We start from the raw sequence: 16,661 nt of genomic DNA on the forward strand, positions 1-16,661 counted from the left end.
GAGGACCTCAGGGCAGGAGCAGCCGCCCCACGGGCCCGGGGTTGTAGGCGACCTCCCACCGGAAGCCGTCCGGGTCGGCGAAGTAGCCCGAGTACCCGCCCCACTCGCGGCGCTCACCGCGGCTCACCCGCGACGCACCGGCGGCCCCGGCAGCCGCGAGGACGGCATCGACCTCCTCGACGGTGGCGACGTTGTGGGCGAGGGTGACCGGCGGGACGCCGTCGCCGCGGGAGACCGGGCCGACCTCCGCCTCGAAGGCGGCCTCGTCCCACAGCGAGAGCACGACGTGCTCACCGACCTGCACCATGACGACCTCGCCCGGCACGTCGACGACGGCCGTCCACCCCAGGCCCTCGAGGTAGAAGCGACGGCTCGCGGCGAGGTCGTGCACCGCCAGGGTGACGACGCTGATCCGAGGGTCCACCGCAGTCCTTCCGTCCGGGCGACCGGACCATCGTGTCACCGGATAGCCTCAGGCGGTGCCCGATCGTCCCCGCGTCCTCGTGGTCTCCTTCTCCCCGATCCACTCCGACGCCCGCGTGCTGCGCCAGCTGTCCGTCGTCGCCCGCCGGGCCCACGTGACGACGATCGGGTACGGGCCGCGCCCGGCCGGCTCCGACGAGCACCTCCGGCTTCCCGACGGCGCCGCCTCCCTGCCCCAGACACCCCGCGGGGTGGCGCTGCTGGCGGCGCGACGCTGGCGTGCCGCCGAGCTCACTGCCCCGGCCTCCCAGCAGGCGCTGCGGCTGGCGGCGGGCGGCCGGTGGGACGCCGTCGTCGCGAACGACGCACGCGCCCTGCCGGTGGCGCACCGCCTCGCTGCCGGCGCACCCGTGTGGGCGGACCTGCACGAGTGGGCGCCGCAGGAGCGCAGCCACGTCACGTCCTGGCGGCTGCTCGTCGCCCCGCTCATGGACCACCTCTGCCGCACCTACCTGCCACGCTGCGCGGCGACGACGACGGTCGCCGCCTCCATCGCCGACCTCTACGCCGAGCGCTACGGCGTGCGTCCGCAGGTCATGCGCAACGCGGCCCCGTGGGCGGACCTGTCCCCCACCGCCGTCGCCGGCTCCACCGTGCGGCTCGTCCACTCCGGCGGGGCCATCCCGGGCCGCAGCCTCGAGACGATGCTCGACGTCGTCGGGCAGCTCGGCGAGGGCTGGTCCCTGGACCTCTACCTCGTGCCGGGGGGTGACGGCGGGCGCTACCTCCGTAGCCTGCAGGAGCGCGCGGCCGGCCTGCCGGCGGTGACGTTCCACGACCCCGTCGCCCCCGAGGCGCTGCCGGCCACGCTCAACCGCTACGACGTCGGCGTCTTCTGGATCCCGCCCTTCAACGCCAACGCCGCCCGGACGCTGCCCAACAAGCTCTTCGACTTCGTGCAGGCGCGCCTCGCCGTCGCGGTCGGTCCGAGCCCGGAGATGGCCCGGGTGGTCACCGAGCACGGGCTCGGGGTCGTGGCGGAGGACTTCTCGGCGGAGGCGGCCGCCGCGTCCCTCGCCCGGCTCTCGCGCGAGCGCGTGGCCGGGTTCAAGGACGCGGCGCACGCGGCGAGCCGGGAGCTGAGCTTCGCGACGGAGGCCGCGGTCGCCGACGGCGTGCTGGACCGGCTCCTCGGCTGACGTCCTCTCCACGCGCGCGAGCCTGTGACGTGACGCACACTGGACGACGTCCCAGCGACCCGACGACGACAGGACCCCTCATGTCTGAGCGCAACACCCTCGCCCGCAGCCTTCACGACGTCGGCCTCGCGGCCTGGTTCGGTGGCTCCCTCATGGGCGCGATCGGCCTCAACGGTGCCGCGGCCGAGGCCCGCGACCCGCGCGAACGGCTCGAGCTGTCCTCGGCAGGCTGGGGCCGGTGGGCGCCGGTCAACGCGCTCGCCATCGGCGCGCACGCCGTGGGCGGCATCATCCTCCTCGAGGGCAACAAGGCCCGGCTCGCCAAGCAGCCGGAGGTGCAGGCCAACACCACCGTGAAGACCGCGGTGACGCTCGCCGCCATGCTCGCCACCGCCTACAGCGGTGTGCTCGGCGCGAAGGTCGCCAAGCACGCCGACGAGGGCGGCGCGGGCGCGACAGAGCCCCGACCCGGCGCCTCGCGCAAGCTCAAGAAGGCCCAGCGCCGGCTGCGTCTGACGCAGTGGGCGATCCCCGCGCTGACCGGGACGATCGTCGTCCTGTCGGCTCAGCAGGGCGAGCAGCAGCGCCCCGTCGCCGGCGTGCTCCGCGGCCTGCGTTGACCCTCTCCGCCGAGTACGCACCGACAGTCAGGGGCAAGCGCTTGCCGCCGCCCCCAGCCTGACCGTATGTGCGTACCCGGCGGGAGGCGGTGGGGGGAGGCGGTGGGGTCAGCTGAGGCCCGCGAGCGCTGCCTGCTCGGCGAAGTCGGGCACCTGGGCGACGACCTCGGCGAAGCTGCCCTGCGCCACCAGCCGGCCGTCGCGCAGGAAGAAGACGATGTCGGAGTCGCGGATCGTCGCCAGCCGGTGGGCGACGGTGATGACCGTGACCTCCCCGTGCAGGTCGCGGACGGCCCGGGTGACGGCCGCCTCGGTGGCGGTGTCCAGGGCACTGGTCGCCTCGTCCATGACGAGCACGCGCGGGTCGTTGTACAGGCCGCGGGCGATGCCCAGACGCTGGCGCTGCCCTCCGGAGAAGGCCAGGCCACGCTCCCCGATGCGGGCGTCGATGCCACCCTCGCGGGCCTCGACGGTGTCGATGAGCTGGGCGCGCTGCAGGGCGCGGCGCACCTTGTCGTCGTCGACCTTCTCCCGCTCCCACGTGAGCGCGACGTTCTCGGCCACCGTCGCGTCGAAGAGCGAGACGTCCTGGGGGACGTAGCCGATGCGGCGGCGCCAGGAGTCCAGGACGAGCTCGAGACGCTCCCCGCCCACCTCGAGGTGACCGGCCGTGGGCTCGAGCAGCCCGAGGAGGATGTCGACCATCGTCGACTTGCCCGCGCCGGAGGACCCGACGAAGGCGACGTGCGCGCCGGCGGGGATGCGCAGGCTCACACCGTCGAGCGCGGGGGTCTCGGCGCCGGGGTAGGCGAAGGTGACGCCGTCCAGCACGATGTCGGGGTGCTCGACGGCGAGCTCGTGCTGCGGCCGGTCGGCGGCGCGGCGGTCGAGCAGCGCCTCGGAGCTGTCGATGTCGGCGACCACCTGGCGCGCGTAGGCGGCGTTGGAGTTCACCGTGGACTGGACGGTCTGCATGCGGGTGAGGGAGGGCACGAGGCGGAAGCCGGCGATGCCGAACATGCCGATGGCGGCGACGGCACCCTCCGCCCCGCCCGTGAGGTAGCCGACGCCGGCGATGAGCGCGAAGCCGATGATGAGGGCCGTCTCCAGGACGTAGCGCGGCACCTGGCCGAGGAAGTTGGCCTCGGCGCGCGCCCGGGAGGAGTGGCCGCGGGTCTCGTGGACCCGCGCCTGGACGTCGGGCGTGCGCCCGGCGAGGGTCACCTCCTTGAGCGCCCCGAGCGCCTCGGACAGCACCCGGACGGTGCGCTGGGACCAGTTCCGGTTCTCCCGTCCGGCCGCGACGGCGCGCGGGGAGATGATCCCGGCGAGCAGCAGCGCGACGAGCGCGAGGTAGACGATCGTCACGGCGGCGATGAGCGGGTCGAAGACGACGATGGCCACGACGACGGCGAGCATCGTGCCGACCTCGCCGAAGAGCGTCATCGTCGGGATGAGGACACCGGCGACCGTGACACCGACGCCCACGTCGACGGTGCGGACGAGCTCGGAGGTGTTCTTCGACAGCCGGTCGCCCCACGGCGAGGCGAGGTAGGCGGCGAAGAGCCGGTCACCGATGGCGACCTCGTGGCTGGCGAAGCGACGCGTGGCCACGCGCAGCAGGGCGACGGCGAAGACGCCCTTGAGGACGATGACGGCGCACACGGTGACCAGCGCCGTCACCTGACCGGCGGTCGTCGTGAGGTCACCGATGAGCGGCAGGGAGGCAGCGCCGTCACCGACGACCGCCTGGAGCATGGTGGCCACGAGACCGAGCGCGACGAGGTCGAGCAGCGCGAGCGCGGCGGTGAGGATCCCGTAGGTGAGGAGGAAGCGCCGGCTCCCGTCCGGGAGCACCCTGAGCAGCGGGCGGACGATGCTCAGGACGTTCCTCACGCTGGGAGTCTACGGGCGGGCGGGCCCGGCGCGGAGGACGCGGCGGTACAGGGCGAGGAGCGACTCCTCCTCGTGCTGCCACGTCAGCTCGGTCGCCGCGGTGCGGGCCGCGCGCCGGTAGGCGTCCGGGTCGGTGAGGATGCGGGTCATCGTGGCGGCCATCGCGGCGGCCTCGGCGTCGGTGGACGACGGCGGCACCTCGCCGTCGTCGTCGGGGCGGACGAGGCCGAAGATCTCCCCGACGCCGTAGCGCTCGACGACCTCGCGGGTGTCGGGCAGGTCCGCGGCGGCGACGGGCAGGCCCGCGTGGATCGCCTCGAAGAGCTTGTTCGGCAGGGAGTACTCGTAGGACAGGCACGTGGGGCGCACGAAGACGATCGAGAGGTCGGCGTCCGCGAGCGCGCCCGCGACCTCGTGCGGGGCGACCTTGCCGACCATGTGGACCCGGTCGCGCACGCCGGCCTGCTCGATGCGGCGGTCCAGCTGGGCGAGGTAGCCGGGGTCCCCGTAGCCGAGGACGACGAGGTGGACGTGAGTGGGCAGCAGGGCGAGTGCCTGGATCGTCTCCTCCAGCCCGCGGCTCGTCGTGATGCGCCCGCCGTAGGCGATGACCTGGTCGCTCGGCGCGAGACCCGCGAGCTGGCGCAGCCGGCCGTGCGCCGGGTCGGTCGGCTCCCCGGCGGCCGGGATGTTGCGCACCAGGGTGGGCAGCTCACGCAGCCGGTAGGTGCGCTGCAGCCAGCGGGCGATGGACGGGGAGACCGTGATGACGCCGTCGGCGCGGCGGACGACCACGCGCTCGACGAGAGCCTCGACGTGCTTGCCGACCGGCCGGTCGCGGACGTTGCGGTGGCGCCACAGCTCGTGGGAGTCGTAGACGAGGCGGGCGCCGGTGCGCCGGGCGATGAGACGGCCCGGCACGAGGGTGTTGCCGTCGTTGGCGTGGACGACGTCGGGCAGGCGGCGGCGACCTTCCCGCACGGCCATCACCCAGTAGTGGACGAGGATCGCGGTGCGGGCGAGCCGGTCGACCGGGTCGAGGACCCTCGCGAGGACGGCGCCCCGCACCGCCGGCCGCGGCGAGGCCATGACGGTAAGTGCACTGTCGGCGGTAAGTGCGCTGTCGGCGGTAAGTGCGCTGTCGGCGGTAAGTGCGCTGTCGGCGGTAGGTCGGGCGCCGCCTCCCTTTCGCGCCGAGAGCTGAGTTCTTACTCGGGCCAGGGTGCGCTTGAGGCGCGGCACCCAGGTGATGAAGGCAGGCTCGGGCACGCGGACGAGCTCGACGCCGTCGGGCAGCCGCTCGGCGGTGGCCGGGTAGCCCAGGTGGGCGCGGGAGACGGCGAGGATCGTCACCTCCGCGCCGGCCTCGCGCAGGGAGTGCGCGGTCTTGAGGACGCGCGAGTCGGCATGGGCGTCGTTGTAGACGAGCATCGCCACCCGGGTGGCGCGCCCGTCGGGCCGGGGAAGGTCGGTCACCGCGCACTCCTCGCTGCCCGTTCGACGACGTCGACGGCGCGGCGGGCAGCGGCCGCGGCGGAGACGTGGGCGGCGGCCCAGGCAGCCCGCCGGCGGCGCTCGGGGGACGCCGGTGCGGAGGCACCGTCGACGTCGTCCAGGGCGGCAACCATGGCGGCGGCGACGGCCTCGACGTCGTGCTCGACCACCTGCCCGAGGCGCCCCTCGCTGACGAGCTCGCGCGCGGGCCCGACGCCGGCGAAGAGCACCGGCGTCCCGCAGGCGGCCGCGGCGTAGAGCTTGGACGGGAAGGCGAAGGCGTAGGCCCCGGCCAGCACCGAGGCGAGGGACGCCCGAGCACCGCGGATCCAGCGCGCGACCTCCTCGGGCGGCATCCGCGGCAGGAAGGTCACCGCGCCGGGCGCCAGCTCCTCGGCCTGACGGCGCATGGCCGCGACGTCGCTGCCCTGCCCGATGAAGACGAGCAAGGCGTCCGGTCGCGCGGCGACCACCCGGCCCATGGCACGGGTGAAGACGTCGGCGCCGTGCACCTCCGAGGCGGTACCGGTGTAGACGAGGTAGGGGCGCTCGCCCTCGACGGCCGGGCCGCCGGGGTGGAAGACGGTCGTGTCCACGCCGTTGCCGACGACGGTGGCCTGCGCCCCGAGGGCTCGGACCCGCTCGACGACGCCGGTGGACGTCGCGAGGACGGCGCGCGCCGAACGCAGGACGACGCGTTCGAGCCCGCGCAGCACCGTGGCGACGACCCGGGGCATGCCCGCCGTCACGACGGCGTCGGACCACACGTCGGCCGCGTAGTAGACGACCGGGACCCGCCGCAGCCGGGAGACGACCGTGCACACGAGTCCCGTCGTCGGCGGGGGCTCGACGACGACGACGTCGGGGCGCCGGGTGGTGAGCAGTCGCAGCGCGAGCGGGAGGTCGAAGCTGAGGTACTGGACGTAGCCGCGGACGTACCCGTCGCTGTCCCGCAGCACCGGCCGGCGCAGCACCCGCACGCCCGGAGGAGGCACGTAGCCGGCGTCGTCGGGGGTCGTTGTCGTGAGGACGGTGACGCGGTGGCCCGCGGCCGCCAGCTCGCGGACGAGCGCGCCGAGCCGCAGGGAGGCGGCGGCGGGCTCGGGGGCGAAGATCCGGGTGGCGACGACGACGTGCAACGGTCTGCCCTCGCGCGCTCCCTCCACGGTCCCCACCCTAGCCGCGCCGGGCCACGCCCCCGCTCAGGGGCGCGACGTCAGGAGCAGGCGCGGGAGAAGCGCTGGGTGTTGTAGGCGTAGTTCCCGGCCTCCACCGAGCCGGTGGCGACGTACCGGTACTCGGGGTTGAGGATCCCGCTGCGGTGGACCTCGGAGTTCATGTACCAGTCCATCGCGGCGCGCGGGTCGGGGGTCTCCCCGCGCTGCTGCCAGGTCCGCACGATGTGCTCCGACGCCGGGGAGCAGCCGGCGGCACGCGCCTCGGAGCTGATCGTGTCCCAGGCGGCGTGCTGGATGCGGCCCAGCTCCACCATGGCCTGCGACTGGCGCACGGCGGCGGCCCGCAGCTCGGGCCAGGCGCGGACGGGACCGATGCCCCGGGAGAGGCGTTCGGCGTTGATCATCTCGATCATCCGCTCGTCGTACTCCCGCATGCTGCCCACGGGCGGGGCGGCGGGGTACCTCTCGGGGCTGCGCAGGCCGATGGAGTCGGTGCCGTTGCCGTCCCAGTCCCCGACGAACGCGGCGTCGCCCTCGTTGCCGTAGGCCATGACGATGTCGGCGTTGCCGCCGCTGATGGAGTTCTTGATGTGGAAGACGTCGCCGCGGCGGATGCCGAGGGAGTCCCCGCGCCGGCCGTCCCAGTCGCCGACGAGCACCTCGTCGTCGGCGCGGCCGTAGGTGACGACGGAGTCGGCGTCCCCGCCACTGATGGAGTTCTTCAGGTGGTAGACGTTCTCGCGGCGCACCCCGAGGGTGTCGGTGCCGTCGCCGTCCCAGTCTCCGATGAGGACGACGTCGTCGGGGCGGCCGTAGGTGATGACCTCGTCGGCGTCACCCCCGCGCAGGCTGTTCTTCACGTGGTACTGCGCGCCACGACGCACGACGGGGGTGTCGACGCCGTCGCCGTCCCAGTCGCCCATGAGGACGACGTCCCCGGCGCGGCCGTAGGTGACGACCGTGTCGGCGGCCCCGCCGGAGAGGCTGTTGCGGAAGTGGTAGGTCGCGTCGCGGCGGACGGCCAGGGAGTCCGTCCCCCGCCCGTTCCAGTTGCCGACGTACACAATGTCGGTGGCGCGGCCGTAGGAGAAGGACAGGTGCGTGACTCCCGCCCAGCCGTTCGTCAGGTGGTAGCGGTCGCCCTCGCCGTCGAGGTCTCCGCCCTTGCCGGCGGCAGGAGCCGCCACGAGGAGCAGGCCGAGCGTGAGCCCGGCAGCAAGCGTGCGTCGTACCGTCATGGTCGGTCCCCCTGAGGTTGTGATCGTCGGCTGTCTACGATAAGAGCGTGATCGAACCGTGACAATTTGACGTTCGCCACACACGCCGACGCGGCAGCCCGCACCGAGTCGGTGCGGGCTGCCGCCGTGGGGGTCGGGCTCAGCGCGTGGAGAAGGCCGCGTCGAACGCCGCCTCGCTGGGCTTGAACGAGAGCTTGCGGACGAACTCAAGGGCCTCGGGCGCACCGATGAGGCGGTCCATCCCGGCGTCCTCCCACTCGACCGAGAGCGGACCCTCGTAGCCGATGTGGTTGAGCATCCGGAAGGCGTCCTCCCACGGCACGTCGCCGCGGCCGGTGCTGATGAAGTCCCAGCCACGGCGCGGGTCCGCCCACGGCAGGTGGGACCCCAGGCGACCGTTGCGGCCGTTGAGCCGACGCTTGGAGTCCTTGCAGTGGACGTGGAAGATCTTGTCCCTGAAGTCGAGGAGGAAGGAGACCGGGTCCAGGTCCTGCCAGGTGAAGTGGCTCGGGTCCCAGTTGAGGCCGAAGGCGTCCCGGTGACCGATCGCCTCGAGGGTGCGCTGGGTGGTCCAGTAGTCGTAGGCGATCTCCGAGGGGTGCGGCTCGAGCGCGAAGCGCACGCCGACCTCGTCGAAGACGTCGAGGATCGGGTTCCACCGGTCGGCGAAGTCCCGGTAGCCGGCCTCGACGAGCTCCTCGGAGGCGGGCGGGAACATCGCCACGTACTTCCAGATGGACGAGCCGGTGAAGCCGGTGACCGTCTTGACGCCCAGGCGAGCGGCCGCACGAGCCGTCACCTTCATCTCCTCGGCGGCGCGCTGGCGCACACCCTCGGGCTCGCCGTCGCCCCAGATGCGGTCCGGGAGGATGTCGCGGTGGCGCTGGTCGATCGGGTCGTCGCAGACCGCCTGGCCCTTGAGGTGGTTGGAGATCGCGTAGACCTTCAGCCCGTTCTTCTCGAGGATGTCGAGCCGGTTCTGGACGTAGGCGTCGTCCTCGGCGGCCTGCCACGGGTCGAGGTGGTCGCCCCACGAGGCGATCTCGAGGCCGTCGTAGCCCCACTCGCCGGCGAGCCGGGCCACCTCCTCGAAGGGCAGGTCGGCCCACTGGCCGGTGAAGAGAGTGATCGGTCGTGCCATGTCAGTCTCCAATCTCCGTGTAGGTGCTGTGCTGCGCGCTGGACCGCTCGATCGCGTCGAGCACACGCTGGACGTGCAGGCCGTCCTCGAAGGACGGCGTCGGGTCCTCCCCGGCGCCGAGGGCCCGGACGAGGTCCACGGCCTGGTGGACGAAGCCGTGCTCGTAGCCCAGGCCGTGTCCGGCGGGCCACCAGGCCTCGATGTAGGGGTGGTCCGGCTCGGTGACGAGGATCCGCCGGAACCCGGCGGTCTCGGTCGACTCGGTGGCGTCGTAGTAGTGGAGGACGTTCATGTCCTCGAAGTCGAAGGCGAGGGAGCCCGTCGACCCGTTGACCTCGATGCGGATGGCGTTCTTGCGGCCCCAGGCGAAGCGCGTCGCCTCGAAGACCGCGGGCGCACCGCTCGAGAGCCGGCCGAGGAACATCGCGGCGTCGTCGACGGTGACCGGGCCACGCTCGGTGCCGCCGGTGCCGTGCAGGCCGCTGAAGCTCTCGGCGACGGGGCGCTCGGCGACGAAGGTGTCGAGCATGCCCGACACCCCGGCGATCCGCTGGCCGGTGACGAACTGCGTGAGGTCGATGATGTGGGCGCCGATGTCGCCCAGCGCGCCCGAGCCGGCCTTCTCCTTGTCCAGGCGCCAGGACAGCGGCGCGTCGGCGTCGGCGAGCCAGTCCTGGAGGTACTGGGCGCGGACCTGGCGGACCTCGCCGATCCGTCCCTCGGCGACCATCTGCTGCGCCAGCTTGATGGCGGGCACCCGGCGATAGGTGAAGCCCACCATCGAGTGGACACCACGGCCACGGGCGGCGTTCGCGGCCGCGGCCATGGTCTCGGCCTCGGCGACGGTGTTGGCCATGGGCTTCTCGACCAGCACGTGCTTGCCGGCCTCGAGCGCGGCCACCGCGATCTCGGCGTGTGTGTCCCCCGGTGTGCAGATGTCGACGACGTCGACGTCCTCACGTTCGATGACCCGACGCCAGTCGGTCTCCACGGCGTCCCACCCGAGCTGGCGGGCGGCGCTCGTCGCACGCTGCTCGTCCCGCCCCACGAGGACCGCCATGTGCGGCTCCAGCGGCAGGTCGAAGAAGCGGTGCGCGTTGCGCCACGCCTGGGAGTGGGCGCGCCCCATGAAGGCGTACCCGATCATCGCCACACCGATCCGTGGCTTGTCCTCGCTCATCATGCTCCTTCAGATGTGGGACCGGGGGCGCCGGACCAGCCGGCGCCCCCGGATCCTGGGGTGACTCAGGACTCGAAGGCCGAGTCGATGTACTGGTCGACGTTGTCCGCCGTCACGACGGGGGCGTAGAGCTGGACGAGGCGCGGGACCTCGACCTCGACCAGGTCGGACATGGCCTTGCCCTGGGCCAGCAGGCGGGCGAGGCGGATGCCGTCCGCAGCCTGGGTCGACGGGTAGACGACCGTGGCCTCGACGAGCGACTCGCCGGACTGGATGTCCCGCATGACGTTGGCCGAACCGGCGCCACCGACGACGAAGAACTCGTCACGGCCGGCGTTCTCGATGGCCTGCATGACGCCGACACCCTGGTCGTCGTCGTGGTTCCAGATGGCGTCGATCTCCGGCGCGGCCTGGAGCAGGTTGGCCGTCGCGGACTCGCCACCCTGGACGGTGAAGTCGGCGGCAACGCGGTTGGAGACGTCGAGCCCGCACTCGCCGAGCGCGTCGGCGAAGCCCTGGCTGCGCTCCTGGGTCAGCGGCAGGTTGTCGATACCGGCGATCTCGGCGATGACGGCGTCGGGCTGGTCGCCCAGACGCTCGCACATGTACTCGCCGGCGCTCACGCCCATGCCGTAGTTGTCACCGAGAACGGTGACGCGGGCGGCGTTGGGGTCGGAGAACTCGCGGTCGACGTTGATGACGGGGATGCCCGCCGCCATGGCCTCGAGGGCCACGCCGGTGACAGCCGCGCCGTCGAAGGGGAGCACGACGATGGCGTCGACGCCGTCGTTGATGAAGGTCTCCATCTGAGCGATCTGGAGGCTGACGTCGTTGGTGCCCTCGGCGGGACGGAAGTCGATGTCGTCGTACTTCTCGGCCTCCTCCTGGGCAGCGTTGCTGATGGCGGCCATCCAGCCGTGGTCGGCGGCCGGCGCGGAGAAGCCGATGGTCACCGTCTCGCCGGTCTCGTCGTTGCTCGAGCCGGGCTGCTCGTTGGTGGTGCCGCCGTCGTCGTTGCCTTCGCCCTCGACTTCCTCGGGGGTGTTGCCGGTGCAGCCGGCGAGGAGCAGGGCGGCGGAGAGGCCGGCCGCGACGGCGAACCGGCGGCGCGTGGTGCGTGCGGACATGAGGGGTTCCTCCTTGAACGGAAAACGGGTTGTGCTGACAGGGGTTGGGGACAGGGACGGGGGGCTACTTGGACCCACGGGCAGCGATCCGCTGCTGGAGCAGGACGGCGAGGACGATGATCGTGCCCTGCGCCACGGCCTGCACCGACGTGGAGAGGTTGTTGAGGATGAAGACGTTGCGGAGCGTCGCGAAGATGAGCACGCCGAAGACGGTGCCCACGATCGTTCCGCGACCACCGATGAGCAGGGTGCCACCGACGACCACAGCAGCGATGGCATCGAGCTCGTAGAGGTAGCCGTGGGTGGAGGTTCCGGCTCCGGTGCGAGCGAGCATCGTGATCGCCGCGATACCGGCCGCGAGCCCGGCGAGCGCGAAGAGGTACATCGTGTGTCGCTGGACCTTGATGCCCGCGAGCCGCGCGGCCTCCGGGTTGCCTCCGACGGCGACGGTGCGACGGCCGAAGGTCGTCCGGTTGAGGAGCACCCAGCCGAGCGCGGCGATGACGATGAACATCCACACCGTGACCGGCAGGCCGAGGAAGTCGCCACCGAAGAAGTCCATGAACCCGTCGACGGTGCTCCGGCGCTCCCCCTCCAGCGAGCTGGCCGGGATGAGCAGCGTTCGCCGGTCGGAGATGATCTCGGCGAGACCTCGTGCGGCCACGAGCATGGCGAGCGTCGCGATGAAGGGCACGACCCGTCCGTACGCGACGATGATCCCGTTGACGAGGCCCGCAGCCGTACCGACGACGAGGGCGGCGAGCGCCATGACGATCCAGTGGATGTCGCCGGCCATCGTCTGGGTGGCGAGCGTCGTCGCCCAGACGGTGGCGAGGCCGAGGACGGAACCGACCGACAGGTCGATCCCACCGCCGGTGATGACGAAGGTCATCCCGACGCTGAGGATCCCGATCGTCGCGGCCAGCGCGAGGATCGTCGTGATGTTGCTGGTGCTGAGGAACCGCTCGCCGGCCGTGACCACACCGACCACGCAGAGCAGGGCCAGGGCGATGACGAGCCCGAGGTTGCGGGCCACGCCCGAGCCGCCGCCGAGCCGTAGCCCCGCCGACTTCTTGCTGGAACCGGGCGTCTGCTCGCGGTTCGTGGGCGGCAGGACCGGGGAACCTGCCCCGGTCGCGGAGGTGCCTGCCGCGGTGTTCTCACTCATGCGTGAGTTCCTTCCATGACGAGGTCGAGCACGCCGTGCTCGTCGATCTGGTCAGCGGGGCCCTGGTGGACCACGCGGCCGTCGGCGACCACGAGGACGTCGTCGGCCAGGCCGAGGACCTCCTCGATCTCGCTCGAGACCATGAGCACCGCCGCCCCCCGGGCGGCGAGGCTGCGGATGAGGCTGTAGATCTCCGAGCGCGCACCGACGTCGACGCCGCGGGTCGGCTCGTCGAGCAGCAGGATGTCGCAGCCGTGGACGAGCCACCGCGCGAGCATGGCCTTCTGCTGGTTGCCTCCGGAGAGGGTGCGGATGTGCCGCGCGCCGTCGGCCGGTGCGACCTGCAGCGAGCGGATCTGCTCGTCCGCCGCGCGCCGCTCGGCCCGCTCGTTGAGGAAGGCCGAGCGGGCGAAACGGCCGAACGTCGACAGCGTGATGTTGCGGTAGACGGGCTCGTCGAGAAGGAGGCCCTGGCTCTTGCGCTCCTCGGGCGCGAGGCCGATGCCGGCGGCCACGGCGGCGGGGACCGAGCCGCGGGCGACCTTCTTGCCCTTGACGCGCACCGTCCCGCCGGTGGCCTTGCGTGCCCCGTAGACCGTCTCGAGGATCTCCGACCGTCCGGCACCGACGAGCCCCGCGAGGCCGACGATCTCGCCGGCCCGGACCGTGAAGCTCACCTTGTCGAAGACCCCGGCCAGGGAGAGGTCCTCGACCTCGAGCAGGGGCTCGCCCCGCTCGTGGGACCCGCGCCCGCCGCCGAAGTCGCCCTCGACGGTGCGCCCGGTCATGAGCCTGATGAGGTCCGGGGTGGGCGTGTCCGCTACAGCAAGGTTCTCGGCGACCGTGCGCCCGTCCTTGAGGACGGTGATGCGGTCACCGATCTGCCGGATCTCCTCGAGGCGGTGGGAGATGTAGATGATCGCGACACCGTCGGCCTGCAGCGCCCGCACGACGCGGTAGAGGTTCTCCACCTCCTCCGGGTCGAGGACGGCGGAGGGCTCGTCCATGACGATGACCCGCGCGTTGTGCGACAGCGCCCGGGCCATGGAGACGATCTGCTTGCCGGCGGCCGAGAGCTTGCCCACCTCACGGCCGGGCGAGATCTCGCCGTGGCCCAGGCGCTCGAGCAGCTCGCGGGTGCGGGCGTGTGCCTCCGCCTTGCGGAGCACGCCCCCGCGCGAGAGCTCGTGCCCGAGGTAGATGTTCTCCGCCACGGTGAGACCGTCGACGACGTCGAGCTCCTGGTACATCGTGGCGATGCCGAGCGCGATGGCCGCGGTCGGCGAGTCGATCGTGACGACCTCGCCGTTCCACCGGATCTCTCCGGAGTTCGGCTGGTGCGCGCCGGCGAGGACCTTGATGAGGGTTGACTTGCCCGCGCCGTTCTGACCGAGGAGGCAGTGCACCTCGCCGGCGCGGACCTCGAGGTCCACGCCGTCGAGAGCTTTCGCGCCCGGGAAGTGCTTGATGACGTCGGTGATCTGAAGGAGGGGGGTGTTGGGGTCTGCTGTGACCATGGCGACACTGTATGGGGGCATTCTGATGTCCGTCAATCAAAAGTCGGGCAGAGGGAAGATAGTTACGTGAGCGTGACCTGTCGAAGCATCGGTGGTTTACTCGGTGCATGGTCATACTTCCGACAGGCCTCGAGGAGCGAGGTGACGTCCGCCGAGAGACCGACCCCAGGTCGGCCGGCACGCTGTTTCAGCTGATCCGGGACGGGCGGCCCAGGACCCGAGCGGACCTCGCGGCCGTCACCGGATTCGCGCGCCCAACGGTGGCCGCGCGCATCGACGAGCTGCTCGGCTCCGGCCTCATCGTTCCCGCGGGCGAGGCGTCCTCGACGGGCGGTCGTCCCCCCGCCACCTTCGCCTTCAATCCTGGGGCACGCATCATCCTGGCCGCCGATCTCGGCGTGAGCCACGGCCGTCTCGCCATCACCGACCTCGCCTCGACGGTCCTGAGCGAGCGGTCGCTGGAGATCGCCATCGCCGACGGGCCCGAGGTGGTCCTGGACGCGGTGACGACGGCGCTGTGCGACATGGTCGAGGAGCTCGGTCGACCGGTGTCCGACGTCGCCGGCGTGGGCATCGGCCTTCCCGGTCCCGTCGAGCACCGCCTCGGTCGCGCCATCAGCCCGCCGATCATGCCCGGCTGGGACGGTTTCGACGTGCCGGGCCACGTGGCGCGCACGCTGCCGACGCCGGTGCTCGTCGACAACGACGTCAACATCATGGCGCTCGGTGAGCACGCCGCGCGGTGGCAGGACGTCAAGGACCTCGTGTTCATCAAGATCGCCACCGGCATCGGCGCGGGGATCATCTCCGACGGCGAGCTGCGGCGCGGCGCCCTGGGCGCTGCCGGGGACCTGGGCCACATCGCCGTGCCTCGCGGGCGCCAGATCCCCTGCCGCTGCGGCAACGTGGGGTGCCTGGAGGCGCTGGCGAGCGGCCTTGCCGTCGTGGAGTCGCTGCGCGCGCAGGGTGTGGACATCCAGCGCACCGCGCAGATCGTCGACCTCGTCCGCTCGGGCAACATCACCGCCAGCCAGACGGTGCGCCAGGCGGGCCGGGACATCGGCGACGTCGTCGCCGGCTGCGTCAACCTCCTCAACCCCTCGGTCATCGTCATCGGCGGGATCGTCTCGGAGGTGGGCGAGCACCTGCTCGCCGGCATCCGCGAGGTCGTGTACAGCCGGTCGCTGCCGCTGGCCACCCAGCACCTGCGCATCGTCGCCTCGCAGACCGAGGGGCGCGCCGGCGTCCTGGGAGCCTCGCAGATGGTGTCGCAGCAGGTGCTCTCGGCACCGGCGATCGACCAGCTCCTCGTCAAGTCCTGAGACCTCAGCGGTCCACGAGCTCGGCGACGTAGATGTCGCGGAAGTACACATCATCGTCCTCACCGTGGTTCTGGAGGCCGACGTGACCGGACAGGTCACCGTCGGAGCGGTCTGAGTCAAAGCTGTTGACGAGCGTGCCGTTGAGGAGAACCGTGTCGGTCCGTCCCTCGGCGGTGATCTCGTAGGTGTTCCACTCCCCCGGTGGTTCGAGCGACTGAGCGACAGCCGCTCGGTCAGCGCCCTGGTGGAGGTAGATCGCACCGGTGGTGCGGTCGGGCGCGTCGGTCGCGTCGATCTGGATCTCGTACCCCTCGTTCACTGCCACCCAGGGGTCGTCGCCCGGCTCGGGGAAGCCGATGAAGACCCCGGAGTTGTCGTCCCCGGCCACCTTCCAGTCGAGGGTGAGCCGGTAGTTCTCGAACGTGTCGGGGAACCACAGCAGACCCATCCCGCCGACGGTGCGGAGGGAGCAGTCCTCCTGCAGCTCGAAGCTGCCGGGTCCTGCCATGCGCCACCGGTCCAGGCTCTCCTGCGTGCCGTCGAAGAGGGCACGGTCGCCCTCCTGGGACAGCGGGCACGGCTGGTCGATCGGGTCCGGGGAGGTGCAGCCCACCACGAGCGCGAGGGCGCCGACGACGGCGGCCGTGCACGTGCAAGTAGACATTGCGGTCCGCACCTCCCCGTCCGGTACCGGCGGCTGGGCCTCCGAGGAGGAGGCCCAGCCACCGGGAACGGTCAGCTCGCCTTGGCGATCGAGCCGATCGACTTGCCGCCGGCAGAGGCGGGCGCCTCACCGACGGGGCGGCGGACACCGAGGGTGTCGGTGCCATCACCGTTCCAGTCACCGACGTAGACCTCGTCGCCCAGGCGGCCGAAGGTCAGCACCGTGTCCGCGTCCCCGCCACGCAGGGAGTTGTTCACGTAGTACGTGCGACCCCGCTGGACGGCCAGGGTGTCGCTCCCGTTGCCGTCCCAGTCACCGGTCAGGGTGACGTCACCGGCCCGGCCGTAGGTGAACACCGTGTCCGCGTCCCCACCACGCAGGGAGTTCTTCACGTGGTACGTCGCGGCCCGGCGCACCGCGAAGGTGTCCGTCCCGTTGCCGTCCCAGTCACCCACGAGCACCATGTCGGCCTCCCGGCCGTAGTGGAACACCAC

Annotated in this window: 14 protein-coding genes and 1 pseudogene; 3 read left to right on the forward strand and 12 right to left on the reverse strand. The window is 72.0% G+C overall.

Annotated elements, in window-relative coordinates; genetic code table 11:
- Positions 1-7 precede the first annotated feature (7 nt).
- A complete protein-coding gene (locus DSZ44_RS11155; RefSeq protein ID WP_110852705.1) occupies positions 8-424 on the reverse strand; it encodes a VOC family protein in 417 nt (138 codons plus the stop codon).
- A gap of 55 nt (positions 425-479) precedes the next feature.
- Here DSZ44_RS11155 and DSZ44_RS11160 point away from each other — a divergent pair, with 55 nt between their 5' ends.
- Both DSZ44_RS11160 and DSZ44_RS11165 read left to right on the forward strand, forming a co-directional pair.
- Entirely contained in the window at positions 480-1,622 is a 1,143-nt protein-coding gene (locus DSZ44_RS11160) for a glycosyltransferase family protein (RefSeq protein WP_146237529.1), read from the forward strand.
- An 80-nt stretch (positions 1,623-1,702) separates the two neighbouring features.
- Positions 1,703-2,242 (forward strand): hypothetical protein, encoded by a 540-nt coding sequence (locus tag DSZ44_RS11165; RefSeq protein WP_110852707.1) that lies wholly within the window; start codon positions 1,703-1,705, stop codon positions 2,240-2,242.
- A 108-nt stretch (positions 2,243-2,350) separates the two neighbouring features.
- Here DSZ44_RS11165 and DSZ44_RS11170 read toward each other — a convergent pair whose 3' ends face one another.
- The 9 genes from DSZ44_RS11170 to DSZ44_RS11210 form a co-directional block, all read right to left on the reverse strand.
- Positions 2,351-4,138: an ABC transporter ATP-binding protein gene (locus DSZ44_RS11170; protein ID WP_110852708.1), complete on the reverse strand. Its 1,788-nt coding sequence runs from the start codon at positions 4,136-4,138 to the stop codon at positions 2,351-2,353.
- A gap of 9 nt (positions 4,139-4,147) precedes the next feature.
- On the reverse strand, positions 4,148-5,614 hold the full coding sequence (locus DSZ44_RS11175) for a glycosyltransferase (RefSeq protein WP_110852709.1): 1,467 nt from the start codon (positions 5,612-5,614) through the stop codon (positions 4,148-4,150).
- Complete coding sequence (locus tag DSZ44_RS11180; RefSeq protein ID WP_258369434.1) at positions 5,611-6,798, reverse strand: glycosyltransferase family 4 protein; 1,188 nt, start codon at positions 6,796-6,798, stop codon at positions 5,611-5,613. Before DSZ44_RS11180 ends, DSZ44_RS11175 begins: the two co-directional genes overlap by 4 nt.
- Before the next feature lie 50 nt (positions 6,799-6,848).
- Positions 6,849-8,048: a CAP domain-containing protein gene (locus tag DSZ44_RS11185; RefSeq protein WP_110852710.1), complete on the reverse strand. Its 1,200-nt coding sequence runs from the start codon at positions 8,046-8,048 to the stop codon at positions 6,849-6,851.
- A 139-nt stretch (positions 8,049-8,187) separates the two neighbouring features.
- Complete coding sequence (locus DSZ44_RS11190) at positions 8,188-9,189, reverse strand: sugar phosphate isomerase/epimerase family protein (RefSeq protein WP_110852711.1); 1,002 nt, start codon at positions 9,187-9,189, stop codon at positions 8,188-8,190.
- 1 nt (position 9,190) lies between these two features.
- Positions 9,191-10,372 (reverse strand): Gfo/Idh/MocA family protein, encoded by a 1,182-nt coding sequence (locus DSZ44_RS11195; RefSeq protein ID WP_258369435.1) that lies wholly within the window; start codon positions 10,370-10,372, stop codon positions 9,191-9,193.
- Between the two features lie 62 nt (positions 10,373-10,434).
- A complete protein-coding gene (locus DSZ44_RS11200) occupies positions 10,435-11,496 on the reverse strand; it encodes a substrate-binding domain-containing protein (RefSeq protein WP_110852713.1) in 1,062 nt (353 codons plus the stop codon).
- Positions 11,497-11,560: 64 nt separating this feature from the next.
- Positions 11,561-12,664, reverse strand: coding sequence for an ABC transporter permease (locus tag DSZ44_RS11205; protein WP_110852714.1), 1,104 nt, complete (start codon positions 12,662-12,664; stop codon positions 11,561-11,563).
- On the reverse strand, positions 12,661-14,181 hold the full coding sequence (locus DSZ44_RS11210; RefSeq protein ID WP_110852715.1) for a sugar ABC transporter ATP-binding protein: 1,521 nt from the start codon (positions 14,179-14,181) through the stop codon (positions 12,661-12,663). The genes DSZ44_RS11205 and DSZ44_RS11210 overlap by 4 nt, the downstream gene beginning before the upstream one ends.
- A gap of 107 nt (positions 14,182-14,288) precedes the next feature.
- Here DSZ44_RS11210 and DSZ44_RS11215 point away from each other — a divergent pair, with 107 nt between their 5' ends.
- A complete protein-coding gene (locus DSZ44_RS11215) occupies positions 14,289-15,503 on the forward strand; it encodes an ROK family transcriptional regulator (RefSeq protein WP_110852716.1) in 1,215 nt (404 codons plus the stop codon).
- 4 nt (positions 15,504-15,507) lie between these two features.
- Here DSZ44_RS11215 and DSZ44_RS11220 read toward each other — a convergent pair whose 3' ends face one another.
- Entirely contained in the window at positions 15,508-16,167 is a 660-nt protein-coding gene (locus tag DSZ44_RS11220) for a 3-keto-disaccharide hydrolase (protein ID WP_110852717.1), read from the reverse strand.
- A gap of 71 nt (positions 16,168-16,238) precedes the next feature.
- A pseudogene (locus DSZ44_RS18295) lies at positions 16,239-16,661 on the reverse strand (hypothetical protein); the annotation flags it as partial.

It is taken from the genome of Georgenia satyanarayanai (assembly GCF_900116375.1).
Classification (GTDB): Bacteria; Actinomycetota; Actinomycetes; order Actinomycetales; family Actinomycetaceae; genus Oceanitalea; species Oceanitalea nanhaiensis.